This window comes from Actinophytocola sp., from assembly GCF_036402745.1.
In the GTDB taxonomy this organism is placed as follows: Bacteria; Actinomycetota; Actinomycetes; order Mycobacteriales; family Pseudonocardiaceae; genus Actinophytocola.
The window spans coordinates 1-25,405 of the sequence record NZ_DASWSJ010000319.1 but is presented as its reverse complement, the minus strand read 5'-3'; the positions used below and the strand labels follow the sequence as shown (position 1 = coordinate 25,405).

Annotated in this window: 25 protein-coding genes; 8 read left to right on the top strand and 17 right to left on the bottom strand. The window is 72.5% G+C overall.

What is annotated here, in order from left to right:
- On the bottom strand, positions 1 to 796 hold a 796-nt coding region (locus tag VGD70_RS29760; protein ID WP_331087171.1), incomplete at its 3' end, for a phosphate/phosphite/phosphonate ABC transporter substrate-binding protein.
- On the bottom strand, positions 793 to 1,950 hold the full coding sequence (locus VGD70_RS29755) for an acyl-CoA dehydrogenase family protein (protein WP_331087169.1): 1,158 nt from the start codon (positions 1,948 to 1,950) through the stop codon (positions 793 to 795). The genes VGD70_RS29760 and VGD70_RS29755, both read right to left, overlap by 4 nt.
- Positions 1,951 to 2,081: 131 nt before the next feature.
- Between VGD70_RS29755 and VGD70_RS29750 the strand changes: the two genes are divergently transcribed.
- Positions 2,082 to 2,921, top strand: coding sequence for an ABC transporter permease (locus VGD70_RS29750; protein ID WP_331087175.1), 840 nt, complete (start codon positions 2,082 to 2,084; stop codon positions 2,919 to 2,921).
- 312 nt (positions 2,922 to 3,233) lie between these two features.
- Here VGD70_RS29750 and VGD70_RS29745 read toward each other — a convergent pair whose 3' ends face one another.
- Positions 3,234 to 4,280 (bottom strand): ABC transporter substrate-binding protein, encoded by a 1,047-nt coding sequence (locus VGD70_RS29745; protein ID WP_331087167.1) that lies wholly within the window; start codon positions 4,278 to 4,280, stop codon positions 3,234 to 3,236.
- A gap of 183 nt (positions 4,281 to 4,463) precedes the next feature.
- On the opposite strand from VGD70_RS29745, the gene VGD70_RS29740 reads away from it, so the two are divergent.
- A complete protein-coding gene (locus VGD70_RS29740; RefSeq protein ID WP_331087165.1) occupies positions 4,464 to 5,168 on the top strand; it encodes a GntR family transcriptional regulator in 705 nt (234 codons plus the stop codon).
- A gap of 251 nt (positions 5,169 to 5,419) precedes the next feature.
- Here VGD70_RS29740 and VGD70_RS29735 read toward each other — a convergent pair whose 3' ends face one another.
- From VGD70_RS29735 to VGD70_RS29675, 12 genes are all read right to left on the bottom strand, one after another.
- Positions 5,420 to 6,250 (bottom strand): ABC transporter ATP-binding protein, encoded by an 831-nt coding sequence (locus VGD70_RS29735; RefSeq protein WP_331087163.1) that lies wholly within the window; start codon positions 6,248 to 6,250, stop codon positions 5,420 to 5,422.
- A gap of 36 nt (positions 6,251 to 6,286) precedes the next feature.
- Positions 6,287 to 7,021 (bottom strand): enoyl-CoA hydratase-related protein, encoded by a 735-nt coding sequence (locus VGD70_RS29730; RefSeq protein ID WP_331087161.1) that lies wholly within the window; start codon positions 7,019 to 7,021, stop codon positions 6,287 to 6,289.
- A gap of 18 nt (positions 7,022 to 7,039) precedes the next feature.
- Complete coding sequence (locus tag VGD70_RS29725) at positions 7,040 to 8,125, bottom strand: hypothetical protein (protein WP_331087159.1); 1,086 nt, start codon at positions 8,123 to 8,125, stop codon at positions 7,040 to 7,042.
- Positions 8,125 to 9,366, bottom strand: a complete 1,242-nt coding sequence (locus tag VGD70_RS29720; RefSeq protein WP_331087157.1) for a CaiB/BaiF CoA-transferase family protein — start codon at positions 9,364 to 9,366, stop codon at positions 8,125 to 8,127. Before VGD70_RS29720 ends, VGD70_RS29725 begins: the two co-directional genes overlap by 1 nt.
- Positions 9,363 to 10,607, bottom strand: a complete 1,245-nt coding sequence (locus VGD70_RS29715; RefSeq protein WP_331087155.1) for a CoA transferase — start codon at positions 10,605 to 10,607, stop codon at positions 9,363 to 9,365. The genes VGD70_RS29720 and VGD70_RS29715 overlap by 4 nt, the downstream gene beginning before the upstream one ends.
- 37 nt (positions 10,608 to 10,644) lie before the next feature.
- Entirely contained in the window at positions 10,645 to 11,244 is a 600-nt protein-coding gene (locus VGD70_RS37050; RefSeq protein ID WP_422653101.1) for a UGSC family (seleno)protein, read from the bottom strand.
- A 100-nt stretch (positions 11,245 to 11,344) separates the two neighbouring features.
- The gene (locus VGD70_RS29700; protein WP_331087149.1) at positions 11,345 to 11,794 is read right to left on the bottom strand and encodes an FAS1-like dehydratase domain-containing protein; all 450 of its coding nucleotides are present in this window, start codon (positions 11,792 to 11,794) and stop codon (positions 11,345 to 11,347) included.
- 10 nt (positions 11,795 to 11,804) lie between these two features.
- Positions 11,805 to 12,824 carry an NAD-dependent epimerase/dehydratase family protein gene (locus tag VGD70_RS29695; RefSeq protein WP_331087147.1) on the bottom strand — a complete coding sequence of 340 codons (1,020 nt, stop codon included), beginning with the start codon at positions 12,822 to 12,824 and terminating at the stop codon, positions 11,805 to 11,807.
- Positions 12,821 to 13,165 carry a hypothetical protein gene (locus tag VGD70_RS29690; protein WP_331087145.1) on the bottom strand — a complete coding sequence of 115 codons (345 nt, stop codon included), beginning with the start codon at positions 13,163 to 13,165 and terminating at the stop codon, positions 12,821 to 12,823. Before VGD70_RS29690 ends, VGD70_RS29695 begins: the two co-directional genes overlap by 4 nt.
- A gap of 9 nt (positions 13,166 to 13,174) precedes the next feature.
- Positions 13,175 to 14,056: an ABC transporter permease gene (locus tag VGD70_RS29685; RefSeq protein WP_331087143.1), complete on the bottom strand. Its 882-nt coding sequence runs from the start codon at positions 14,054 to 14,056 to the stop codon at positions 13,175 to 13,177.
- Positions 14,056 to 14,973 (bottom strand): ABC transporter permease, encoded by a 918-nt coding sequence (locus VGD70_RS29680; protein WP_331087141.1) that lies wholly within the window; start codon positions 14,971 to 14,973, stop codon positions 14,056 to 14,058. Before VGD70_RS29680 ends, VGD70_RS29685 begins: the two co-directional genes overlap by 1 nt.
- A 3-nt stretch (positions 14,974 to 14,976) precedes the next feature.
- Positions 14,977 to 16,530 carry an ABC transporter substrate-binding protein gene (locus VGD70_RS29675; RefSeq protein ID WP_331087139.1) on the bottom strand — a complete coding sequence of 518 codons (1,554 nt, stop codon included), beginning with the start codon at positions 16,528 to 16,530 and terminating at the stop codon, positions 14,977 to 14,979.
- 136 nt (positions 16,531 to 16,666) lie between these two features.
- Between VGD70_RS29675 and VGD70_RS29670 the strand changes: the two genes are divergently transcribed.
- Positions 16,667 to 17,689 (top strand): isocitrate/isopropylmalate dehydrogenase family protein, encoded by a 1,023-nt coding sequence (locus VGD70_RS29670; protein ID WP_331087137.1) that lies wholly within the window; start codon positions 16,667 to 16,669, stop codon positions 17,687 to 17,689.
- Positions 17,686 to 18,717 carry an LLM class flavin-dependent oxidoreductase gene (locus tag VGD70_RS29665; protein ID WP_331087135.1) on the top strand — a complete coding sequence of 344 codons (1,032 nt, stop codon included), beginning with the start codon at positions 17,686 to 17,688 and terminating at the stop codon, positions 18,715 to 18,717. Before VGD70_RS29670 ends, VGD70_RS29665 begins: the two co-directional genes overlap by 4 nt.
- A gap of 68 nt (positions 18,718 to 18,785) precedes the next feature.
- Here VGD70_RS29665 and selA read toward each other — a convergent pair whose 3' ends face one another.
- The gene (selA, locus tag VGD70_RS29660; protein ID WP_331087173.1) at positions 18,786 to 20,111 is read right to left on the bottom strand and encodes an L-seryl-tRNA(Sec) selenium transferase; all 1,326 of its coding nucleotides are present in this window, start codon (positions 20,109 to 20,111) and stop codon (positions 18,786 to 18,788) included.
- A gap of 60 nt (positions 20,112 to 20,171) precedes the next feature.
- Between selA and VGD70_RS29655 the strand changes: the two genes are divergently transcribed.
- The 4 genes from VGD70_RS29655 to VGD70_RS29640 all read left to right on the top strand — a co-directional run bounded on the left by VGD70_RS29655 (position 20,172) and on the right by VGD70_RS29640 (position 24,931).
- Positions 20,172 to 20,948 carry an alpha/beta fold hydrolase gene (locus tag VGD70_RS29655; RefSeq protein WP_331087133.1) on the top strand — a complete coding sequence of 259 codons (777 nt, stop codon included), beginning with the start codon at positions 20,172 to 20,174 and terminating at the stop codon, positions 20,946 to 20,948.
- 217 nt (positions 20,949 to 21,165) lie between these two features.
- Complete coding sequence (locus tag VGD70_RS29650) at positions 21,166 to 21,285, top strand: DUF6229 family protein (protein ID WP_331087131.1); 120 nt, start codon at positions 21,166 to 21,168, stop codon at positions 21,283 to 21,285.
- Positions 21,282 to 24,146: a type 2 lanthipeptide synthetase LanM family protein gene (locus VGD70_RS29645; protein ID WP_331087129.1), complete on the top strand. Its 2,865-nt coding sequence runs from the start codon at positions 21,282 to 21,284 to the stop codon at positions 24,144 to 24,146. Before VGD70_RS29650 ends, VGD70_RS29645 begins: the two co-directional genes overlap by 4 nt.
- Before the next feature lie 161 nt (positions 24,147 to 24,307).
- Complete coding sequence (locus VGD70_RS29640; protein ID WP_331087127.1) at positions 24,308 to 24,931, top strand: peptidoglycan-binding protein; 624 nt, start codon at positions 24,308 to 24,310, stop codon at positions 24,929 to 24,931.
- Positions 24,932 to 25,129: 198 nt separating this feature from the next.
- Here VGD70_RS29640 and VGD70_RS29635 read toward each other — a convergent pair.
- The coding region (locus VGD70_RS29635) for a zinc-binding dehydrogenase (RefSeq protein WP_331087125.1) at positions 25,130 to 25,405 on the bottom strand (276 nt) is incomplete at its 5' end.

Genomic DNA, 25,405 nt, shown 5'->3' with positions numbered 1-25,405 from the left:
CGGTGGCGGTGACCGCCTCGTCGAGCGCGGCGTAGCCGGTGGTCCGGCCCTCCTCCCAGGCGGTGAGCCCCTCCAGGTCGAGCAGCGGCCGGACCTCGGCGTCGGCATAGGACATCGACGCCAGCAGCGTCCAGAACAACGCGACCGCCTCCTCGGCCTGCCCGTCGACGACCGTCAGGTTGCAGTGGTCGAACGCGGCCGTCTGGGCGAGGATCCGGGTGGCGTCCGGCGCGAGCGTGCCCTCCTTCGCGAACGCCAGGTGGTTGGCGTCGATCATGCAGGCCGCGTCGACCTCGCCGGCCACCAGCGCCAGCGCCGCGTCCCGCTCGCCGCCGATGTGGTCGCCGTGCAGCCCGACGCCGATGTCGAAGCGGCGCACCGTCGGTGTCACCCCGGCCGCGCGCAGGTGCGCGAGCGGGATGAGTGTCGCTTGTGGACTGTCCAGCGCGCCGGTCCCGACGACCTTGCCCGCCAGGTCCTCGACCCGCTGGACCGGCGAGTCCGCGCGGACCACGACCACCGAGGTGAGGTCGCGGTCGGTGTCGCGCATGGCCAGCGCCCGCACCCGCTTGCCGGCGGCCCCGGCGAGCCGCTCGGCACGCAGCCAGGCGAGCGGTGAGTTCCACGCCGCGTCGATGCGCCCGGCGACGAGGTCCTCGACCTGGCGCTCGTAGTGGGAGTAGAGGACGAAGTCGAAGTCCAGGCCGCGGCCGGTGAGCCAGCCGCGGAACCCCTCCCAGATGGTCACCACCTTGGGGTCGTAGGCGACCGCGCCCATCAGCAGTGCTGGCGTCACCGGTTCGCCTCGTCCAGCAGCGGCAGGCCCGTGGACACCCGGCCGACGAAGTCGTACAGCGCGTCGGTGGTCGGTGCCATCACCCGGGCCGCGCGGGAGTCCCGGAACCGGCGCTCGAGACCGAGCTCCTTGCGGAACGCGCTGCCGCCGCAGAGCTGCATCGCGCCGTCGGTGACGTCGGTGACGGTGTCCCCGGCGAGCGCCTTGACCTGCAGCACCCGCAGCGTGGCGTCCTCGCGGCCGGTCTCCAGCGCGGTGAGCGTGTCGCCAAGGAACGCGCGCAACGCGTCGGTGCGCACCTTCAGCCGGGCGAAGTCCCGCCGAGCTACCGGCGCGTCCCGCAGCGCCGCGCCGGTGTGCGTGAGCGTGGTGGCGGTGAGGTGCCGGCCGGCCTCGGCGAGCGCGCTGTCCGCGAGTCCCAGGCAGAACGCGGCGTTGAGCACGAGGAACCACGGCAGGGGCACGGTGAGCGCGATGTCGAGGCCCGCGCCGTCCGCGCCGAGCAGCGCGCCGGCCGGCACGGTCACGCCCTGCGCGGTCATCGGGCGCGAGCCGTTGCCCCGCAGGCCGAGGCCGTCGAACTCGCCGGACACCGACAGCCCCGCGGTCCCGTTGCGCACCAGCCACAGCGTCATCGGGCCGCCTGTGTTGTCCCCGCCCGACATCGGCAGGCTCGACCACACGTAGCTGTCCGCGCGGCCGGCCGAGGTCACCCAGCTCTTGCGTGCGTCGAGGACGACCGTGTCGCCGGTCTTGCGCGCGGTCCCGAGCGGGGCCCAGAAGTGGCTGCGCGAGCCGAACTCGGAGAACGCCAGCGTGGTCAGGTGGTGGCCGGCGGCGATCTCGCGCCGGACGTCGTCGGGGCCGTGCGCCTCGATCGCGGCGACCGCGGCGTAGTGCATGAGCACGACCATCGCGGTGGACCCGCACTCGCCGGCCAGCCGCTCGATCACCTCGGCCGCTGCCCGCATGCCCTGCCCGCCGCCGCCGACCCCGGTCGCGCTGGTCAGCCCCAGCACGCCGGCCCGGCCCAGCGCGTCGAGCGCCTCGCGGGGGAACGCACCCTCGCGGTCGATCCGCGCGGCGTCGGGGCCGACGATGTCGGTGAGGATCGGGTCGAGCGCTTCCTTGGTGTCCGGAACCGTGGCCGTCATCGGCGGGCCCTTTCTTCGGAGTCTGGGCAGGGATCGACTGATAATATATGGTATGACGGCACCTTGTGCGAGGTCACAGGCTTGTGACCCCGTGCGACCCGGCGATGGCGACGGAGGCTGCTGGCGTGGCGATGACGGTGGAGGGCAAGGACGTTGCTCCGGCGGTGACCGCCGCCGGTGACCGGCTGGAGGACCGCGACTCGTCGACGGGCCGCTCGACGCTGACCGTCGGGCTCCTGCGGCTGGCGGTGCTGGTCGTGGCGCTCGTGGCGTGGCAGTTCATCGCCGGCGCGTTCGACGTGGAGTTCTTCATCAGCAAGCCGACCGAGATCTGGGCGCAGCTGTGGGACTGGGTCACCACAGGCTACCTGCTGGAGAACCTGGGCGTGACGCTGCAGGCGACGTTGTACGGGTTCCTGCTGGGCGCGGTGTCGGGGATCGTGGCGGGCTTCGTGCTGGGCCTGGTCCCGCTGCTCGGCCGGCTGCTCGACCCGTTCATCACGGCGGTCTACAGCCTGCCGAAGCTCGCGCTGGCGCCGCTTTTCGTGCTGTGGTTCGGCATCGACCTGGAGATGAAGGTCGTGCTCACCGCGGTGATCGTGTTCTTCCTGGTCTTCTGGAACACCTACGCCGGCGTGCGCGAGACCGACGAGGAGCTGGTGGACGTCCTGCGGGTGATGGGCGCGCGGCGGCGGGACATCATCCGCAAGGTGGTGCTGCCGGGCTCGCTGACCTACATCTACGTCGGCCTGAAGCTGGCGATCCCGTACGCCCTGACCGGCGCGGTGGTGGGCGAGCTGATCGCGTCGAACAAGGGCCTGGGCTACATCCTGATGTCGGCGGCGGGCGCGTTCAACACGGCGGGCGTCATGGCCGCCCTGGTGGTCCTGATGCTGATCGCGACGATCATGAACACGCTGCTGAACGTCACCGAGAAGTACGTCATGCGCTGGAAGCTCGCGGGCCACTGAGCCGGCCGGCATCCGCGCACTCGGCGAGCTTCAGCCCGGACGGGCGAACCCTCGCGAGCGGCGGCCCGGACCGGCCGCCGCGGTGTGGGACGCCGAGGGCTAGGGGAACGCGCACGCGCTCAGCAGGGAGTCCAACGCTGGCTACGCTGGCTACTGGGCTTCGGCCGTGACGGCCGGTTCCTGTTCACCGGCGAGGAATCCGGCTGCGCCACGACCCGCGGCGTGCCCACCCCGGACCGGCGGGCGCGGCACATCCCGCAGCTCGCCTACGCCCCACCGGGTGCCTGATCCCGGGCACGCGGCCCGGTGGGGCTAACCGATCGCCTGCTTGACGAGGTCGGAGGCCACGGCCTTGTCGTAGTCCACGCCCAGCGGCTGGCCGCTCGTCTCGGCGAAGTCGGACAGGGACTTGAAGACCTCGGGCGTGATCAGGGGCGAGTCCGGCACGGACTTGACCGTGTACTCGTAGGCCGCGTCGAAGGTCTTCTGGTCCAGGTCGGGGAACTCCTTGCGCAGGCAGGGCTTCCCGGCTTCGGGGTTGTCGCGGAGCAGCTTCATCGCGTCGGCCATGCCGGCCACCAGGGCCTTGAGCTTGTCCGGGTTCTGCGCCAGCTCGCGGGTGTTCGCCGAGCCGACCAGGTACGGGTAGTTGGCCAGCTCCGTGAACTCGTCGCCGGAGAACAGGATCTTGCCGATGCCCTGCGACTCCGCCTGGTTGCCGTTGGGCGGCGAGCCGGCGAGCGTGCCGATCTTGTCGATCTTCATCGCGGCGAACATGTTGCTGTAGTTGTTCAGCGCCAGCATCCGGATGTCCTTGTCCGGGTCCATCCCGTACTTCGGCAGCACGAACCGCAGCAGCTGGTCGATCGAGTCGCCCGGGTTGAGGATCGCGACGGTCTCGCCGCGCAGCGCGTGCACGCGGTCCTCGAGCGAGGAGTCCGGGGTGATCTTCTTGGCCGCGACGAGCTTGTTGCTGCCGACCACCTGCACGCCGTAGCCGAGGCTGGCGTTGAACAGCATCTGGACCGGCGCGCCCTCCCGGATCGGGCTCACCGCGGCCGGCGCGCCGGTCATCGCCGAGAGCGCGTCGCCCGAGACCAGCCCCGCGATGGCGGAGGTCGTACCCTGCGGGGAGACGGTCAGGTCGACGTTGAGGCCGTGGTCGGCGAAGTAGTTCTGGCACACGGCCACGTACGCCGCGGCCCAGGTGATCACCTTGCCGCCGAGCACGATCGTGGCCGAGCCGAGGCCGGTCTTGCCGGACCCGCCGGCCGCGGCTCCGTCGCCGCAGGACGTGAGACCGAGGACGAGCGCCAGAGCGGCGGTCGCGGCGCCGATGCCGCGATTCGAGCGAGCCATGTCACGAACCTCCATAGATGATATATCATCGTAAGATGCACCCGGAGTGCTGTCAACGGCGCCAACTCTCACTTTGGGTGACGACTCGCGCGGACTTGAGCGTTTTTCAAACCGGGGCGAGTCGGCTATATCGTTTAGTTCACCCTGCGTACACTGAGGCGTACCGCAGCGCGAGGAGAGGTCATGGCGGGCACATCGATCATGAGCAGTGAAGGCAGACCGGATGGTCTGCAGGACTTCGTCGCGCGCCGGCTGGCCAAGGCCATCGCCTCCGGTGACCTCCCGCCGGGCACCCGGCTCTCGCCGGCCCGGCTGGCCGAAGACCTTGGCGTGTCACACATCCCGGTCCGCGAGGCGCTCGCCGCGCTGGAGGCGGTCGGCCAGGTGAAGCGGATCCCGCGGGTCGGGTTCTTCGTCGCGGAGCTGTCCACCGACGACATCGAGGACATCTACCACTGGCGCCAGGTCCTCGAGGACGAGGCGCACCGGCTCGGCGTGCCCAAGCTCGAGGAGGCCGACCTCGCCCGGATGCGCGAGATCAACAGCGACATGCTGAAGGCGGTCAACGAGCGCAACACGCCCGCGTTCGTCGAGCTGAACCGGACCTTCCACTTCGTGCCGTTCGAGCGGGCGGGCAGCGAGCACCTCATCAGGTTCATCACGCACCTGTGGGACGCCGCGGCGCGCTACCAGAACACGATGGCCTACGTCCGGGTGCCGAAGTCGCTGCTGCAGGAGCACCACGACGCGCTCATGCAGGCGTTCGAGGCCCGCGACGTGGGCGCGGTCAACGGCTGGATGGCCAAGCACCGGGGCATCACCCTGGACGCGATCCGCAAGATCCACGCCGCGGCGGCGGAGTCGGAGAAGGCCGACCAGAAAGCGTGAGCGAGAGCGACGGAGCGTTCGCCGTCTGGACTGACGAGCGCGCGCAGGCGCGTCAGCGCCGAGCACGCGAGGAGGGAAGACGGCGAGTAGCGGAGGAGCGAAGCGAACAATCCAACACAGGGCGTTCGCCGTGTGGACGCGTGAGCGGGAGCGCCGGAGCGTTCGCCGTGTGGACTGACGAACGCGCGCAGGCGCGCACGGAGGAAGACGGCGAGCAGCGCAGGAGCGAAGCGAACCGTCAACACAGCCCGCTACATCTCGCCGCCCTCGAGCATGTCGTCCTGCAGGATCGCCCACAGCTCCTGCTGTAGCTCGCGGAACCGGTCGTGGAACCGGACGTTGAACACGTCCCGCGGCCGCTCGATGTCGATGGTCTTGATCGTGCGCATCATGCCCGGCCGTGACGACACCACGACCACCCGGTCGGACAGCGTCACCGCCTCGGCGAGGTCGTGGGTGACGAACAGGATCGTCGTCCCCGCGTCCGCCCACAGCCGCAGCAGTTCCTGCTGGAGCACGAGTTTGAGCTGCGCGTCGAGGGCGCCGAACGGCTCGTCCATGAGCAACGTCTCGGGCTGGTAGATCAGCGTGCGGGCGAGCACGACGCGCTTGCGCATGCCGCCGGAGAGCTCGGCGGGGTAGTGGTTGCCGAAGTCGGTGAGGCCGACCTTCTCGATCATCTCGTCGATGAGGCCGGGCCGCTCCGCGCGCGGGTGGTGGCGGATCTCCAGCGGGACGGCGATGTTCTGCCGGACCGTGCGCCACGGCAGCAGCGTGTCGGCCTGGGTGACGTAGCCGACGCTGGTGTTCACCGCGTCGACCGGCGCGCCCTTGTAGCGGACGTTGCCGGTGGAGGGCTTCATCAGCCCGGCGGTGATGTTGAGCAGGGTCGACTTCCCGCAGCCGCTGGGCCCCACGATGCTGACGAACTCGCCCGGCCGCACGTCGAAGTGCGCGTCGCCGAGCGCCTGGAAGGGCTTGCCCTTCTTGAAGAAGCGCTTGCCCACGTGGTCGAAGGAGATCATCGGCGCGGGCTCCGCATCCGCCTGCGCCTCGTCGAGCACCTGTGTCTCCTGCCGCATCGAACTCCTCCTACGCCGTTGTACCCGGTCCTCACGTCAGCTGTTCCGGCGCCGCAGCGACCACATCTGGGAGCCACGCTCCAGCTCGAGCGCGGCCGGCCACGACACGCCCGGCGGGTCCAGCTCGCGGCGCAGCGACCCGAGCACCCGGCGGGCGAGCTCCGGGTCGCGGGCCGCGGTGGCGGCCAGCTCGCGGGCCCGCGCGTCGACCTCGGCCGCGTCCACCGCCTCCCAGGCCAGCCCGAGGTCGGCCGCCCGGGTGCCGGACACCTCCGCGCCGAAGAGCCCGATCGCGGCCGCCGCCTCGCGGCTGACCACCCGGCCGAGGAGGGTGAAGTGGCCGCCGCCGGGGTGCAGGCCGATCTTGGTGAAGCCGGCGATGATCCGCGCGTCCTTGGCCACGATCCGCAGGTCGGTGGCCAGCAACAGGTTCACCCCGGCGCCGACCGCGGCGCCCCGCACGGCCGCGATCGTCGGCACCGACATGTTCCCGACCCGGACGAACGCGTCGTAGATGGAGCCCAGCTCGGCGAACCGCACCGGGTCGGCCGGGTCCTCGCCCGCGCGGGCGAGGACCTCGCGCTCGGCGCCGGAGCAGAACGTGCCGCCCCCGCCGCGCACGATGACCGCGCCGACCGACGGGTCCGCGTCCACCTGGTCGCACACCTCGACGAGCCGCCGCGACGACTCCGGGTTCAGCGCGTTGCGGGTCTTGGGGGAGTCGATCGTGATCGTGGCGATCCCGTCGGCGACATCGACGTCGATGGTCATCGGTTGGCTCGGGCCTTTCTAGTAGCGGAACTCCAGGACGCTCTTGACGGGCGTGCCGTCCTTCAGGGTGATGGGGCTGACCGGCACCATCGTCGCCTCGCCGAAGCTCGGCGAGATCACCGAGTGTGGCCCGGCGCCGCCGGCCACGACGATGTTGATCTCGCCGGGGCTGTCCGCGAGCGGGATGCCCGCGTCGGGGTGGTCGGAGAGGTAGCGCTTGGGCCGGCGGTGGCGGACCATGCCGTTCAGCGTCTCCGGCGGGAAGTCCGACACCCGCACCCGGGCGTGCTCGTAGAGGAACTCGCGGACGTCGGTCTTGCCGAACCCGCCCTCGGACAGGATCTGCGCGTGCTCGGGGCAGAAGATGATCAGCGGCCCGCCGCCGAGCTGGACGTTCTGGTGGCCCACGGTCGCCGCGGCCGAGGCGAAGGTGCGCAGGATCCCGACCGCGCTGCGGCTCGCCAGGTCCAGCACGTTCTGCGTGCCGGTGACCGAGAACAGCGACACCGCGCTGGTCTCCCGGTCGTGCCCGCGCTCGACGTGGAACGGCTCCCAGGGCGACTCGGCCTCGTTCTCCGCGATGCACATGCCGTACTTGCCCGGCTGGCCGTGGGTGGCCTTGTCCATCGTCTGCGGGGCGCCGCCGCCGATGTTCATCATGCAGAGCCGCACCGCCCGGCCGACCGTGGCGTTGGCCCGGAAGCCCTGGCCGAGGCAGTTGCCCTTGCCGTTGAAGCCGAGCTCGTCGGCGATCGGGCCGTTGACCATCACCATGACCGCCACCGGGTTGGTGGTGGCCTGGATGCCGTAGGTGTTGAAGTCCGGGTGCGCGAGGCCGCGCACGGCGGCGAGCACGACAGGCAGGTACTCGGGCTTGCAGCCCGCCATCACCGCGTTGACCGCGACGGTGTGCACGGTGGCCTCGGCCCGGGTCGCCGGGATCCTGCCCAGCGACTCGTGCGGGTCGAGGTCGGTGTACTCGAGCGCGGCCGCGACCGCCTGCTCGGTGGGCGGCACGATCGGCAGGCCGTCGGTCCAGCCCTGCTCGGCGTAGTGGTCGAGGACGTCGGCGAGCTCGCCCTCGACGGTCAGCAGCTCGGGCATCAGATCACTCCGTCCGCGCGCAGTGCCGCGATCGTGGCCTCGTCCAGGCCGAGCTCGGCGAACACCGAGGCGTTGTCGGTGCCCCTGGCCGGGCCGGCCCGGTCGACGGTGTGCGCGCGGCCGGGGAACTTCGGCACGACGCCCTGCATCAGGACCGGGCCGAGCACGTCGTCGGGTACCTCGATGAGGTCGCCGCGGGCCTGGAACTGCGGGTCGGCGACGATGTCCGCCGCGGAGAACACCTGTTGGTGCACCGCGTCGGCCTCCCGCAGGCGCTTCTCGAGCGTGGCGTAGTCCCACTCGGCGGCCCAGGCGTGCAACAGCGCGTCGCACTCGTCGAGGAACTCGACCACCGCGGCCGGGTCGCTCATCATCACACCGGCGTCGACGCGGGCCATCTGCGGCACGGCCTCCGCGGCGAGCAGGATGCGCCGGATCGCCGCCGGGCCGACGGCGCTGACCACGAACCACTTGCCGTCCGCGGACCGGAAGAGATTGCGCAGCACGCCGTGGCTGGTGAGCTTGTTGCCCGGCCGGTGCGGGGCGGCGCCGAACTGGTGGAAGGTCGCGATCTGGGTGGGGATGATCCGGAACAGGCCCTCGAACAGCGCCATGTCGACGACCTCGACGCCGGTGGCGGGCCCGTTGTGCCCGCGGCCCCACAGCGCGGCCATGACGCCGAACGCGCCGAAGGTGGCCGCGACGCCGTCGGCGAGCGTGGTCGACGGGAAGGTCGGCGGGCCGTCCGGCTCGCCGTTGAGGTGGGCGAACCCGCTGATCGCCTCGGCGATCGTGCCGAAGCCCGGCCGGCCGCTCAGCGGACCGCTCTGGCCGAACCCGGAGATCCGCAGCATGACCGCGTTGACCCCGGCCGCGGTCAGGTCCGCCGGGCCCAGGCCCCACTTCTCCAGCGTGCCGGGGCGGAAGTTCTCGCAGATCACGTCGGCGCCGCGGGCCAGCTCGACGGCCAGCTCGCGGCCGCGCCCGGTGTTGATGTCGAGCGTGATCACCCGCTTGCCGCGCTGGATGACCGACCACCACATGGACTGCTCGCCCTTACGCGGCAGCATCGTCCGGATCGAGGTCTTCGTCGGGTGCTCCACGGCGATCACGCTGGCGCCGAGGTCGGCGAGGAAGCTCGCGGACAGCGCGCCGGAATACTGGTGGGACAGGTCGAGCACGCGCAACCCGGCCAGGATCGGGCCGTCCGCGGGCCCAGTGGTCGACTCGGTCGTCGTCATCTCGCCGCCTCCACCCTCGCCACCACGCCGGCGTCCACCAGCGCGTCGATGCGCTCCCGGTCCAGCCCGAGGAGCTTGCCCAGCACCTCGTCGGTGTGCTCGCCCATCACCGGCGGGACCGTCGCCGGGCCGGGCCGCCACCGGTCGGACCCCACCGGCAGCTTGATCACGTCCAGCTCGGCGCCGGGCTGGCCGGGAACGCTGAGCCGCTGCACGATCCCGTTGTGCACGGCCTGCTCGGAGGCGATCGCGTCGTGCAGCTCGAGCACGGGGCTGTTCGGCACGTCCGCCTCCTCCAGCGCGGCAAGCCACTCCTCGCGGGTCCGGCCGCGAAAGATCTCCTCCAAAGTGGACATCAGAATCTCGCGATGCGCCAGCCTGTCGGCGTTGGAGGTGAACCGCGGGTCGTCCTTCCACTCCGGACGGCCGACCGCGTCGCACAGCCGGCGCCAGAACCCGTTGGTGAACGCGCCGACCATCACGTACTGCCCGTCCGCACACAGGAACGCCTGGTACGGCACGATCTGGGCGTGCCCGCGGCCCAGCCGGGGGATCGTCTTGCCGAGCGTGGCGACCGACGGGATGTAGTTGGCCATCATCGCCATCGACGCGTCGAGCATCGCGATCTCGACGTGCTGGCCCTCGGGCAGGGCGTCCCGGCGGTGCAGCGCCGCGAGGATGCCGGCCAGCGCGAACAGCCCGGTCGCGTAGTCGGAGATCGGCGCGCCGATGCGCACCGGCCCGCCGCCCACCTCGCCGGTGATGCCCATCAGGCCGGACACCGACTGCATGATGATGTCGTTGGCCGGCCGGTTGCGCCACGGCCCGGTCGCGCCGAACGCCGAGATCGAGCAGTAGACGAGGCCCTCCCGCACCTTGCGCAGGTCCTCGTACCCCAGCCGGTGCCGGTCGAGCACGCCCGGCCGGAAGTTCTGCACGACGATGTCGCACGTGCGGGCCAGGCCGGTCGCGAGGTCGCGGCCGTCCTCAGTGGACAGGTCGATGAGGACGGACTTCTTGTTGCGGTTGAGGCTCAGGTAGTAGTCGGACTCGATCGGGCCGAGCATCGGCTCGCCCATGTACCGCGCGCCGTCACCCCGGCCCGGCTTCTCGACCTTGACCACCTCGGCGCCGAGGTCGGCCAGGAACATCGTCGCGAACGGCCCGGCGGCCGCGTGCGAGAAGTCGAGCACGCGCAGGCCGTCCAACGGCAGGGTGGTCTGCGCCGGGGTGCTTGCCACAAGTGGTTCCCTCTCTGGTCGGCCGGCCGGGCCGGCGTCAGCGGGAGAAGGTGGTCCTCGGCGTGACCGACTCGCGGTACGCCTCCGCCACCTCCTCGGCGGGGTGGGTCAGGCCGAACAGGACCTCGTCGTAGGCCTGGTCGGTCAGCGCCCGCATCTCCTCGTCGGAGATCTGCCCGATGGGGTGGGGCAGGATCTGGATCGCGACGGTGCCCAGGCCCAGTGCGGTCACCTCCGCCCTCGCCTTGAAGCCGAACGGCTCGGTGATCACCGAGACGGTCGGGATGCCGAGCTTCTCCAGGGTCACGCCGTCGTGGACACTCCACGAGCTGCACGAGCCTCAATCGCCGAACGCGGTGACGACCAGGTCGCAGGTCCGCAGCTCGGCCAGAACCTCGGGCTCCATCGGCTTGCTGGCCGTCGGCTTGGCCTGCCAGACGAACTCGACGCCGGGATGCCGGTCGACGATCAGCTCCTGGAGGCGGTGCAGGTAGATGTCCGCGTTGACCTTCGCGTTCCACAGCAGACCGATGCGCTTGCCGTCGAGCGAGTCCGGCCGCCGCGCGAGCCCGACGCCGCCCGCCGGCGCGCTCTCGGGCTTGTCGGGGGTGGGGCGATAGACACGGTACGTGGCCACGAAACTGACCTCCCGGCGAGGTTAATACTATATATCAGAGCCTAGGTCGTCGGGTTGCGAGTGTCAATGAACCGGTGCTGACCTGGGGAGTTCTGTTCGGTCAGCGGTGCACGATCGTCCACCGCTCGGTGCGCCGCGGGCCGTCCTCGGCGCGGTACTCGGTGGCGGTGGTGACGAGGAGCATCGGCCCGTCCCTGCCCTGCTTCTCGGTGACCGACTCGAACGTCGTCACCGCCTCGATGGTCTCCCCGGCCCGGATCGGCGCGTGGAACTCGACCGCGCAGCCGCCCATGAGCCGCCGCCGCAGGGCCGGGTGGTCGATGACCACCTCGTCGGGCCGGCGGCGCCGGCCGTCGACACCGACCTCGCCCCCGACGGCGAACGGCGGCAGGAACAGCGCGGGCGCCACGGTCGGATCGGCGGGCCGAGGAAGGCCGACCGCCTCGGCGTAACGCAGGATGTCGGCCGCGTGCACCTCGACCCGGGCGGGCGCCCAGGCCTGGCGGCCGACGAGTGCCTCGACCGTGCGCAGCGCGTCGTCCCAGCTCATGTCCGCTCCTTCAGGTGGTCGAGGCGAGCGCGGCCCGGTAGATCTCGATGGCGCGGTCCTCGCGGGCGTAGTCGAAGCAGTGCTCGCCGAGCGAGCGTTCCTCCGCCGACCCGCGAGTCACCGGGTTCTCGGCCAGCCACCGGGCCGCGCGCCGGGTCGCCTCGCCCACGGGCAGGACGTCGCGGTAGCCGAGCGCGCGGATCGCGCCGAGGTCGAACACGGTGTTCTGGCGCAGCGCGAACGGGTTGCCGCACGGGCTCGCGGACAGCGGCACCGGCACGACGTCGAAGCGGTGGCCGAGCGCGTCCGCGACGGTCTCGGCGATCGCGGCGACGCTCAGCACGTGCTCGTCGCCGACGTTGAACGTCCGGCCCGCCGCGCCCGGGTGGGTCATGGTCAGCAGCACCGCCTCGGCGAGGTTGTCGGCGTACCCGCGCTGGGGCAGCATCAGCCCGTCGCCCTCGAGGGCGAGCGCCCGCCGGCCGTCGAGCACCCGGCGCACGAAGTACCACTCGAACGGGATGTAGGCGTACGGGCCGTAGACCATGGTGTAGCGCAGGATCGCGGCCTCGAACGCGCCGCGGGCCTCGGCCTCTGCCACCAGCCGTTCGTTGCGCCGCACGCCGGCGGTGAGCGTGTCGCCCGGCAGGTCGGCGAGCGGCCGGGCGGGTGGGTCGCCCTCGCGCAGGGGGAGCGGGTAGCCGGTCCGGCCCACCGGCACCTGCCAGCCGACGTAGGCGGGCAGGCCGGTCACCGCGACCAGCCGCCCGACCCGGCCGGCCAGCACGGTGACCACGTGCCGCAGCCGCCCGGAGGTGCTGACCGCGACGTCGAACTCCCGGCCGGCCACGGCCCCGCGCAGGCCGGGAAGCGAGGCCGGGTCGGCGTGCAGGTGCTCGACCTCGCCGCCGAAGTCGACCTCGTGCGCGCCGGTGTGCAGGATCGTCACCCGGTCGCCCCGGGCCAGCAGCCGGCGCACCACGGCGTACCCGGTCGGCCCGGTGCCGCCGACGACGAGCACCGACCTCATGGGCGCACCCGGGCCGAGCCGCTGACGACCGTGGTCCCGGCACCGTCGCGGATCCACAGCCGGGCCTCGCCTCCGTCCAGCGTGCCGCCGCAGACGAGGTCGGTGTCGACCGGCACGACCGCGTGGTTGCGCCAGGCCAGGTGCTCCAGCCGGCCGGCGCCGTCGAGCAGCCGCGCCAGGTAGGTGCCGAGCAGCGGCCCCTGCACGATCGCCCGGTCGAGGCCCTCCGCGCGGGCCCGCTCGTGGTCGAAGTGCAGGAGCTGGAACTCCCACATGGCCGCGGCGTAGCGGACCGTGTCGAGCAGCCCGGGCCGCAGGCGAAGCTCCGGCAGGTTGTCCACCCTGGCTCCTTACTTCAGGTACGGGTCCCAGCGGTCCTGCAGCCCGTCGCCGAGCATGTTGGCGCCGAGCACGAGCGCGACCAGCGCGATGCCCGGGAACGCCGGGTACCACCAGGCGAGCGCGAGGTAGTTGCGTGAGTCGCTCAGCATCTGGCCCCACGACGGGGTGTTCGGGTCGACGCCGAGGCCGAGGAAGGACAGCGAGGCCTCGGTGATGATGAACCAGGCGAAGTTGAACGTCGTGATCACGATGATCGACGAGCGCACGTTGGGCAGGATGTGCCGCAGCAGGATCCGGGTGTGGCCGGCGCCGAGCGCGCGGGCGCCGTCGACGAACTGCCGCCGGGCGATCGACATCGCCTCGCCGCGCACCACCCGGGCGAACAGGATCCACCCGCCGACGACCAGCACGGCGACGATGTTGCCGACGCCGCGGCCGATCGCGGCCACCACGACGATCGCGAGCGCCAGGAACGGGAAGGACTGCTGGATCTCGGCGATCATCGTGACGATCGAGTCGAGCACGCCGCGGAAGTAGCCGGCGAGCAGCCCGATCGTCACGCCGAGCAGGCCCGCGCCGAGCACCGCGAGCCCGCCGACGATCAGCGAGATGCGGGCGCCGTAGATCACCCGGCTGAGGAGGTCGCGGCCGAGGTGGTCGGTGCCGAGCACGTGGTTGCTCGTGCCGGTCCCCGCCCAGGCCGGCGGCGCGAGCCGGTGCGCGAGGTCGATCGCGTTCGGGTCGTGCGGGGCCAGCAGCGGCGCGAACACCGCCACGAGCACGATCGGCAGCACGAGCACGACGCCGACGGCGATCTGCAGCCGGCCGGCCCTGCGCACCCGCCGGGTCTTCGCCGCCGCGGTGGGCACCCGGATCGCGAGGTCGGCCATCAGGTCCTCCGCAGCCGCGGGTCGAGGAAGGTGTAGGCGAGGTCGAGCAGCATGTAGGTGATCACCACGACCAGCGCCACCATGAACACCGCGCCCTGCACGACCGGGAAGTCGCGGGAGAGCACGCCGTCGACCATCAGCCGGCCGACGCCGGGCCAGGCGAACACCACCTCGGTCACCAGCGCGCCGCCCATGAGCGTGGAGAACATGTACGCGGTGAGCGTGAGGATCGAGATGCCGCTGTTCTTCAGCGCGTGCACGCCGACCACCCGCGTCGTGCGCAAACCCTTGGCGTGCGCGGTCTGCGTGTACTCGGCCGACAGCGACTCGATCATGCTGGCGCGCGCGATGCGGGTGGTGTTGGCCAGCGAGAACGCGCCGAGCGTCACCGCGGGCAGGATCAGGTGGGTGAGGCCGTCGCGGCCGGAGGCGGGGAACCACTTCAGCGTCACCGCGAAGATCAGGATCGCGATGATGCCGAGCCAGAACGTCGGCACCGACTGGCCCACGAGCGCGCCGCCGACCACGACCTTGTCCGGCCAGCGGCGGCGCATCCGCGCGGCGAACGAGCCGAGCAGCGTGCCGCCGACCGTCGCGATGAGGACGGCGGCGCCGGCCAGCTCCAGCGTGGCCGGCAGCCGCTCGAACACGATGTCGGCCACCGGCCGCTGCTGCAGGTAGGACTGCCCGAAGTCCAGGCGCGCGAACCGGCCGAGGAACAGCAGGTACTGCACCAGGACCGGCTTGTCCAGCCCGAGGTCCGCGCGGACCGCGTCCTGCTGCTCCTCGGTGGCGACGTCCGGCAGCATGAGTGCCACCGGGTCGCCGCCGAGCCGCTGGAGCAGGAAGATCACGGTCAGCGCGCCCCAGACGACCACGGCCATCCGGGGTATCCGCCGGAGCAGGTAGCCGGCCATCGCTCAGCCGGTCCGCTTCGCGTCGAACAGGTTGAGGTAGGTCGACGGGAGGAACTCCACGCCCTCGACGCTCGGGTCCACCGCGTAGAGCCCGGGGTCGGAGTGGAACGGCACGAAGTAGGCCTGGTCCTGGACGTAGGCGGCGAGCTCGGTCAGGTACTTGCCGCGCTCGGTGATGTCGGTGATCGTGAAGCTCTTGTCGAGCATCTGGTCGAGCCTCGGGTCCGCGTCGATCTTGCGGATGTTGTCGCTGCGGAAGATCTCCAGTGTCCAGGACAGGTCGTAGGCCGGCGCGTCCTGAATGGACCAGTAGTTGATCGGGCCCCAGCTGCCGGCGTAGAGCCGGTCGAGCCAGGCGCCGCTCTCGAGCGGGTTCTGCTTGACCGTGATGCCGACCGCGTCGAGGTAGCCCGAGATCGCCTGCGCGATCTCCTTGTCCCGGTAGTACCGGCCGAGCGAGTAGTCGAAGGCGAGCGTGACGCCGTTGCCGTAGCCGGCCTCCTTCAACAGTTTCTTGGCCTTGGCCGGGTCGTAGGGCCGGCCCTTGAGGTGCGGGTCGTACCCGACGGAGTCCTTGCCGACCACCTGGCCGCCGAGGTCCTTGCCGTAGCCCTGGGTGATGGAGTCGAGGAGCGCCTTCTTGTCGATCGCGTAGTCGATCGCCTGGCGGACCCGGACGTCCTTGAGCGGGGTGTCGGTCGTGGTCTGGAAGAAGATGTTGGCGCTCTGCCCGGACGGGACCGAGATCAGCTTCTTGCCGCCGGCCTTGACCTGGTCGGCGAAGTCGGGCAGTACCCGGTAGGCGACGTCGATGTCGCCGGCCAGCAGCGAGGAGACCCGGGTGGACTCCTCGGGGACCGAGCGCAGCTCGACCCGCTTGAGCTGCGGGATGGTGCCCCAGAAGCCGGCGTTGGGGGACAGGACGGCCTTCTCGCCGGGGGTGAAGCTGTCGAGCTTGAACGGGCCGCTGCCGATCGGCTTGGTGACGAGCGCGCCGGGGTTGTCCTGGGTGTACTTCGGCGGGACGAGCCAGACCACCGAGGTGCGGGTGGGCCAGTTGCCGACCGGGGTGGAGAGGAAGAAGTCGATGGTCAGCGGGTCGATGATCGTCATCTTCTGGAGGGCCTCGATGCGCACCCGCCACGGCGTCTTCTTGTCGTCGAGCGCGCGCTGGAAGGTGTAGCGCACGGCCTCGGCGTCGAGCGGCTCGCCGTTGGTGAACGTCATGCCGGCGCGGAGCTTGAACCGCCAGTGCTTGGCGTCGATGGGCTCGAACGACTCGGCCGCCCACGGCTCCGGCGGGCCCTTGTCGGTGCTGACGAGCGTGTCGTAGACGAAGCGCCAGTAGGTGTAGTCGGCGGTGGCCGTCGCGCTGATGGGGTCGTAGTTCTGGGTGACGTGGTCCATGCCGATGATCAGCGACTGGTCGGCGCTTCGGCCCGAGGCGTCCCCGCCGCCCCCACCGCACGCGGCCGCGACCAGCGCGACAACGGTGGTGAGCACCAGTAGCCGGACGACCGGACCGTTGTTCCGCCGCCGTACACGTGGAAATTGCACCGCTGCCTCCTTTGCCAGCGTCAGGAGGGCATCGCGCTCGCACCAGCAGGAGTTCCGCGTGCGTTGCCCGGGTGCTGAGGAGACTATATATCGTCTATCATAGTGTCCAGTGTTTCCCGGGAAGGGAGATCCGGTCGTGAGGCACACCGTGGTGCACGTCCCCGGGGACGGCATCGGGCCCGAGGTCACCCGGGCGGCCCGCCGGGTCATCGACGCGACCGGCGTCCCGGTCGACTGGGTCCAGGCCGACGCCGGTGCGGACGTGTTCGCCGCGTCCGGGGTGACCATTCCCCCACGCACGGCCGAGCTGGTCCGCGAGGTCGGCGTGGTCCTCAAAGGACCGATGGCCAACCCGGTCGGGCACGGCTACCGCAGCCCCAACATCGCGCTGCGCCAGGCGGCCGGGGTGTACGCCAACGTCCGGCTCGCCTGGGCGCTGCCCGGGGCGCGGACGCACTTCCCCGGCGCCGATCTCGTGGTGGTCCGCGAGGTCACCGAGGACGTGTTCACCGGGGCCGCGCAGCACGTCGGCCCCGATGCGGCGATCGCGGTGAAGTGGGTGACCCGAGCGGCCACCCACCGGGTGACCCGGTTCGCGTTCGAGTACGCGCGGCGGCACGGGCGGCGCCGGATCACCGTGGCGCACAAGGCGGCGACCCTGAAGGAGACCGACGGGCTCTTTCTCGCGGCGGCGCGGGAGATCGCGCCGTCCTACCCCACCGTCGTCCTCGACGACTGCCTCGTCGACGCGCTGGCGATGCACCTGGTGCGCGACCCGTCGGGCTACGACGTGTTGCTGGCGCCGTTCCAGTACGGCGACATCCTGGCGGACCTGTGTGCCGGGCTGGTCGGTGGGCTGGGGCTGGTGCCGGGTGCGTCGTTCGGCCCGTCGGCGGCGTTGTTCGAGGCCGCGCACGGGAGCGCGCCGAAGTACGCGGGGCGCGACGTCGTGAACCCGGCCGCGCTGGTGCTCTCCGGCGCCCTGCTGCTCGACCACCTCGGCGAGCGCGCCGCCGCCGCCCAGGTGCAGGCCGCGGTCGCCGTGGTCGTCGCCTCCGGGCCCACGACCTACGACCTCGGCGGCACGGCCACCACGACGGAGATGACCGAGGCGATCATCGCGGCGCTGCCCGGCGTCGGGGAAGGAAGTGCGGCATGAGGTTCGGTTTCGGCGTCAGCCTGGTGTGCGATGACCTGGCGGCGTTCCCGGGTTGGGTCCGGACCGTCGACGAGTGCGGGTTCGACGTCATCGGTCTGACCGACTCGCCGGCGCTGTACCCGGAGACGTACGTGACGGGGGTGCTGGCCGCGCAGAACACCTCGCGCGTCCGGTTCGGCCCGCGGGTGACGAACCCGCTGACCCGCCACCCCATCGTCGCCGCTTCTGCCATCGGCTCGCTCGACGTGCTCTCGGGTGGCCGGGCGCTGTTCGGCATCGGGGCCGGTGACAGCGCCGCGCACACGGCGGGTGCCCGTCCCGCGCGCGTGGCCGACATCGAGGAGTACCTGCTGACCGTGCGCGGCCTGCTCAGCGGTGCGGAGGTTCGGTATCGCGGCGCGCCGCTGCGGATGTTCTCCCCGCCGCGGCACGTGCCCATCTATGTCGCGGCGGCGGGCCCGAAGATGCTGCGCATGGCCGGCCGGGTCGCCGACGGGGTGATCATCGGGACCGGCATCATCCCGGAGGTCGTCGAGCACACCCTGGGGCTCATCCGTGCCGGCGCCGAGTCGGCGGGCCGTTCACTGTCCGATTTGGACCTGTGGTGGCTGTGCGGCGCGCGCCTGGCCGACAGCAGGGCGGAGGCCGAGGAGCGGATGCTGACCCTGTCGGCCGCGTTGATCAACGCCCACGGCCAGGTGACGCTGGGCGGCAAGCTCATCCCCGACGACGTGCTGCCGGAGGCGCGGTATCTGGTGGACCACTACGACTTCGACGCCCACATCAAGCACGGCCGTTCCCCGAACGCCGACCTGCTGCGGTCGCTGCCCCGGCTCCGCGAGCACGCGTCGCGGCGGTATGTGGTGGGTGGGACGCCGGCCGAGTGCGTGGCCCAGATCCGGGAGGCGGGGGAGGCGGGCGCGAACCAGTTCTGGTGGACGGTGTCGTTCCCGGACAAGATGTCCTTCGTCCGCCAGTTCTCGGCGGAGGTGATGGCGCCGCTGCGCTCCCCTGAACCGGTGGTGTGAGGGCCGCTGGTTCGGGCGGTTGTCCACAAGCGGGGTCCGCGGCGTGCCGAAACCGTCGGTGTTCGTCGCTACGCTGGATGTCGGGGGCCGGCGGCCACGGCGCGTACCGCGTCCACAATGGACTCGTCAGCGTCCTCGGGCACGGCCAGCAGGTCCAGCAGACACGCCCCACCGGCCACCCGGCCCACCACCGGCCGCGCCCCACGCCGCAGCCGCTCGGCGAAGGACTCCGGCAGCCGCACCGCCGCGCTCGGCAGCTCCACCCCCGGCGCCCCGCCGCCGCCCACCGTCGCCGTGCTCGGGGTGGCGACCGCGTCGACGCCGTGGTCGCGCAGGGCGAGGGCGATGCGGTCGGCGCGCGCCAGCAGGTCCGGCTGCCGCGCGGCCAGCGCCCGGGCGGTCGGCGTCGGCGGCACGCGCAGCGTCGCCTCCAGCGCGGCCAGTGTCAGCTTCCCCACGCGCAGCGCTCGCGCGAGCGGGTGCCGGCGCAGGCGGTGGACCAGGTCCGCCCGCCCGAGGATCAACCCGCACTGCGGCCCACCCAGCAGCTTGTCGCCGCTCGCGATCACCAGGTCCGCGCCCGCGCGCAGGGCCGTGGCCGCGTCGGGCTCGGCCGGTAGCAGCGGGTGCGGCGCCAGCAAACCCGACCCGATGTCCGCCACCACGGGGACCCCGAGGGTCGCCAGCTCGGCGACCGGCACGTCCGCGGTGAAGCCCGTGACCACGAAGTTCGACGGGTGCACCTTCAGCACGAATCCCGTCGGCTCGCCGATCGCGGCCGCGTAGTCCGCGCGGGCGGTGCGGTTGGTCGTGCCCACCTCGCGCAGCGTCGCGCCGGTGCTGGTCAGCAGGTCCGGCAGGCGGAAGCCGTCACCGATCTCCACCAGCTCGCCGCGGCTGAGCACGATCTCGCGCCCCGCCGCGAGCGCGGTGGCCGCCAGGACGAGAGCCGCCGCGCCGTTGTTGACGACGTGCACCGCCTCGGCGTCCGGGACCGCCGCGGCCAGCGCCTCCCGCATGCCCAGTCCGCGGCCGGACCGCCGCCCGGAGCCGAGGTCCAGCTCGACCGCCGTCGGGCCGGCCGCCGCCACCGCGGCCTCGGTGGCCGCGGCCGACAGCGGGGCCCGGCCCAGGTTCGTGTGCAGCAACACCCCGGTGGCGTTGACGACCGGACCGAGCGAGGACCCGCGCGCGGGCAGCGCCGCCACCGCCGCGTCGGCCACCGCCGCCGGGTCGATCTCGCCCGCGCGCGCCCGGTCCTGCGCCGCGACGACCGCGTGCTTGACCGCCGGCCGCCCCACCCGCGCGACCGCCTCGACAAGCCGCGGATCGGCGAGCACCTCGTCCGTCCGGGGGATCAGGCGCCGGCGGTCTGCGGCCAGCGGACCAGGCATGTTCACCGCGCCAGCCTACCGTCGGCACCCCGGGAGACCGGAGGTCCTAAGGTCCCGGGCGTGCCCTATGCGCTCACCGCGGACGATGTCGCCATCCACTACGCGGTGAGTGGGCGGGGGGACCGCACGCTGGTCCTGCTCGCCGGGCAGGCCAACAACCGGCACTGGTGGGATGTCGCGCGGGGCGACTTCGAGGGGGAGTTCCGGGTCGTCACGCTGGACTGGCGGGGGACCGGGGAAAGCGACAAGCCCGACAGCGACTACGGCACGCGCGGGTTCGCCGGGGACGTCGTGGCGGTGCTCGACAGCCTGCGGGTCGAGCGGGCGCACGTCTACGGGACCTCGATGGGCGGGCGGGTCGCGCAGTGGCTCGCCGTCGACCACGCCGCGCGGGTGGAGCGGCTCGTGCTCGGGTGCACCTCGCCCGGTGGGGTGCACGGGGTCGAGCGCGGTGCGGCGGTCCGGCGCTCGCTCGCGCAGCGGGACGCCGCGGCGGCGCGGCGGGCGCTCATGGACCTGATGTACACGCCTGCCTGGCTCGCCACCCATGACGGGCCCTTCACCACGCTCGGCGATCCGGACATGCCGCCGCACGCCCGGCGCCGGCATCTCGCGGCCAGCGCGGAGCACGACTGCTGGGACGCGCTGCCGTCGATCACCGCGCCGACGCTCGTCGTGCACGGGACCGAGGACGTGTTCAACCCGGCGGCGAACGCGCCGCTGCTCGCCGGGCGCATTCCGGGGGCGCGGCTCGAGCTCATTCCCGGCGCGCGGCACGCGTACTTCGAGGAGTTCCGCGCGGTCGCCGGCCCACTCGTGCTCGAGTTCCTGCGTTAATTGACGGAGTAGTCCCGATACGGCAAATGGCGGCTCTTTCACCCGGATGCCGTCCGCGGGGATCACGCCGCGTACTAACGGAGGATCTCGGGTCCGCCGGGTGGTGGATTGCCGTGCCCGGTCGGCTGGGGAATTCTGTTCCGGCCATCCGGAACCAGGTCGGCATTTCGCTGCGACGAATTCCAGGTGGCTCCTGACCGTCCCTGGGGAAGAAATCATGAGCACTCTCGAAATGATCAGGGCCGAGGAGATCATTGCCGCCTGGCGGGCTGGCGAGTCCGATGTGGACAGCCCGGCCGGCCCGCTGTGCACCGGCGGGCGAAAGGACACCGGATGACCACGGCCATCACCGGCGAGCAGTTCGACCGGACCGTCGAGACCTTCCTCGGCCCCGCCCTCGACCGGCTGGCCGCCGGGCTCGCCGCCACCGCCGGGCTCGCGGACGCGGAGCGGGCGGCGATCCACGCCGGCGCCGCGACCGCGCTGCGGGAGACCGTCCTGCGCAAGGTGAGCCGGGTGCTGGTGCTGGAGCTCGACGCCGCCCGGATCACCGGCACGCTCACCGCGCCGCACAGTGCCGGCCGCTGGGCGGAGTTCGTGGACCGGACCTGCGACCCGGCCTACTGGGACGCGCTCGCCGAGCACTACCCGACCCTGCCCGCCCGCCTCAGATCGATGGTGGACAACCGGGTGTGCGCCGCGGTCACGCTCGCGGAGCGGTTCGTCGACGACCGAAAAGAACTGTCCGAACTCGACAGAGAACCCGGCGAGCTGGTCGAGGTGCGCTTCGGCGCCGGGGACGGCCACCGCGGTGGACAGACCGTCGCGTTGCTGCGCGGCACGACCGGCCGCCTGGTCTACAAGCCGCGCTCGGTGGCCGTCGACCGTGCCCTCGCGCGGTTCCTGGGACGCGTCGTGCCCGACGAGGAGGACCCGATCCGGGTCCCGCGCGTCCTCGCCCGGGACGGCTACGGCTGGGCCGAGCACATCGGCCACCGGTACTGCGCCGGCGACGAGGAGCTGCGCCGCTTCCACCGCAACCTCGGCCGCTGGCTCGCCGTCATGCGCCTTCTCGGCGGCACCGAACGGCACCAGGCGAACCTCATCGCCGCCGGACCGGTGCCGGTCGTCGTCGACTGCGACACGCTGTTCACCCCGCACCCGCCCGCCCCGCCCTCGGGCTACGGCGACGCCGTCGACCGGGCGCACGACCTCGTCAACGGCTCCGTCCTCGGCACGGGCCTGCTCCCCGGCCGCGGGCTCGTCCCCGGCCGGCGCGGCGCCGGCTCCTCCGCCATCGGCTCGCTGCCCGGCCGGCGGCCCACGCCGGAGGTCCCGGTGATCGTCGCCGCCGCCGACCGCGCCCGGGTCGGCCTGGCCTGGGCGCCGCGCCCGCTCGCCGCCAGCCGCCCGAGCCCCGAGCCGGTCCTCGGCCGCTACCGGGACACCGTCGTAGCCGCGTTCACCGAGCAGGCCGACCGCCTGCACGGGTTCGACCGCTACGGCGACCTCGCGCGCTGGCTCGCCGACTTCGCCACCACACCCGTCCGCGCGGTCCTGCGTCCCACCGAGACCTACGCCGAGCTCGGCCGCATGCTCTGGCACCCCGCCTCGCTGCACGACCAGGCGCCCGCCGTCGCCAGGGCCGAGGACCTGCTCGCCACGCACGCCGCCGGCGCGCCCGGCGCGCCCGGCGACCCCGCGGTGATCGCGGCCGAGGTCGCCGAGCTGCTCGGCGGCGACCTCCCGTTCTTCACCACTACGCCCGCCGCCGGCACGCTCACCGGCCCCGGCGGCACCACCTGCGGCACCCGGGAGGACCTGGTCGCCGCCGCGCTGCACCGGTGGCGCGCCACCGACACCGGCCTCGAGCGCCGGGTCGTCCAGGCCGCGCTCGTCAGCGCCTACCTCAACGAGGGCCGGCTCCCGGCGGCCGTCCGCCGCCTTCCCTCCACTGTGGACACGACGGACCTGGACCACCGGCGGCGCTCGCTCGCCGCCGGCATCGTGGGCCAGGTCGTGGCCACCGCGATCACCGCGGCCGACAGCTCGGTCAGCTGGGTCGCGCCCGTTTTCGACTCCACCGGCTGGTCGGTCCAGCCGCTGCGCAACGACCTCTACAGCGGCACCGCGGGCGTGGCGGTCCTGCTCGCCGGCCAGCTGCGCGAGCAGGAGGCCGGCCGCGCCGAGGAGGTGCCCGGCGTCGAGACGCTGCTCCGCGCGGCCGTGCGCACCATGCGCCTCGCCGACACCGCGGCCGGGCCGCTGCGCCCGGAACCACCCGGCGGCTACGTCGGCCTCGGCTCACGCATCTGTGGCTGGCTGCTGCTGCGCCGGCTGGGCGTGGTCGGCGACGACGCGCTGGAGTGGGCGGGCGCCCTCGCCGGCCGGCTCCCGCGCGCGGTCGCCGACGACCCGGCCTACGACGTCCTCGCCGGCCGGGCGGGCGCGATCGTCCCGTTGCTGCGCCTCGCCGAGCACACCGGCGAGCGGCGCTGGGTCGAGCTGGCCGGGACGCTCGGCGACCAGCTGGTGGCCGAGGCCACCCCGGCCGCGACACCGTCCGGTGTGGACACCGTGGCCTGGCCCAACCGCGATTTCCCCGAGGGCATCGGCGGGTTCGCGCACGGCGCCACCGGCATCGGCTGGGCGCTCGCCCGGCTGGCCGAGGTCACCGGCGACCCGGCGCACGAGGACACCGCGCGGGCCGCGTTCGCCCACGAGGACACGCGCTACGACCCCGGCCTGGCCGGCTGGCCGGACCTGGGGCACGAGCGAAACGCCGGCGCCGCGTGGTGCCACGGCTCGGTCGGCGTCGGCCTCGCCGAGCTGGACCTGCTGTACCGGGAGGGCGACCTCAGCCGCCGGGAGACCGTCCGGCGTGCCGCCGAGTCCGCGTGGGACCGCGGCAACGGCTGGAACCACACGCTCTGCCACGGCGACCTCGGCGGGTGGGAGCTGGTCACCGGGGCCGTCGCGCTCGACCTCGGCCCGCCCGGCCTCCTCCGGTCCACTGTGGACGCCCAGGTCATCAGTGGCCTGGAGTGGTTCGGCGTCGTCACCGGCATGGCCGGGGACTGCTTCGTGCCGGGCCTGCTCCCCGGCGCCGGCGGCATCGCCTACCAGCTGCTGCGGCTGCATCCCGACTGCGACCTGCCGTCGGTGCTGCTGCCCGACCCCGGGCCGGTGACCCCCTGACCGCGCCTGCTGGAGCTGAACGCGCCACCGGCCGGATCGGACGGCCTTCGCAAGTCGATGTATCAGAGGCCCGCTGAGCTCATCAGACAGCCGACGACATCGGTATACGGCGGACGACCGCCGAGGGTCCGTACCGGTGCGAGCGGCAGGAGATGTCAGCGATGGCCAAGAGTCAGAACGGGTTCCCCGCGTCGGCGAACCGGGACGAGATCAACGTGCGGACGTTCGGCGTCAACGGGACCGCCGTAAAGCTACCCATCCGCGCCGACGTTGCGCCGCGCCTGCTGGAGATGGCGCACTGGTTCCACGTCCACATCGAGCCGTTGCGCGCGGGGGAGTGCTTCGGCTACGCGTTCCGCCCGATCAAGGGCTCGACCGTGCTCAGCAACCACGCCAGCGGCACGGCGATCGACCTCAACGCGCCGTCGCACCCGATGGGCAAGCACGGCACCGTGCCGGCCGCCAAGCGTGCCGCGATCTCGGCCAAGGCCCGCGAGCTGGGCCTGCTCTGGGGCGGCGACTTCCAGGGTCGCGTGGACGAGATGCACTTCGAGTGCCTCGCGAACGGCCACGCCGGGGCCGCCCACCCGACCATCAAGCGCGGCGCCCGCGGCGACGCGGTGCGTGAGGCGCAGGGGATCCTCAACCGCAAGCAGGCCGCGGGCCTCGCGGTGGACGGCATCTTCGGCACGCTGACCGACAAGGCCGTGCGGGAGTTCCAGCGCCGCGCGGGCCTGGAGGTGGACGGGATCGTGGGGCCGAAGACGTGGGCCCGCCTGCTCTAGTCCGCCTCCCCGGGATTTAAAGTGTGTGTTGCGTTCCGGCGGATGGTGTGGGTGTCGGGGTGGGTGGTGGCTGGGTGTCGTCACGGTCCCCTGAGGTTGCGGTGGTCGGCGCAGGACTTCACACCACTCTCTACGAGACAGGCCCTTGGCTGCCGGACCAGTTGGGTTGGAGGCCCGGTCTTGCGCGGCGGGCCGCCCCTAAGGCACCAACAGGATGCGACCCAGCTGGGCGCGGTCGTCGAGGAGCTGGTGGGCCTTCGCCACCTCTGCCAGGGGTAGCCGGGCGTGGACCGTCGTGTGCAGGCGGCCCGTCACGAAGTGGTCGGTCAGCTCGGCCACCGAGGCCGCGGCCTCCTCCGGCTGCCCCGCGCGCCACGCCATCAGCGAGAACCCCGCCGCCGCGCGCATCTGGAACAGCTTCGCCAGCGGCACGTCGATCAGCTCGCCCGACGCCATCCCGTAGGCGACCAGGCG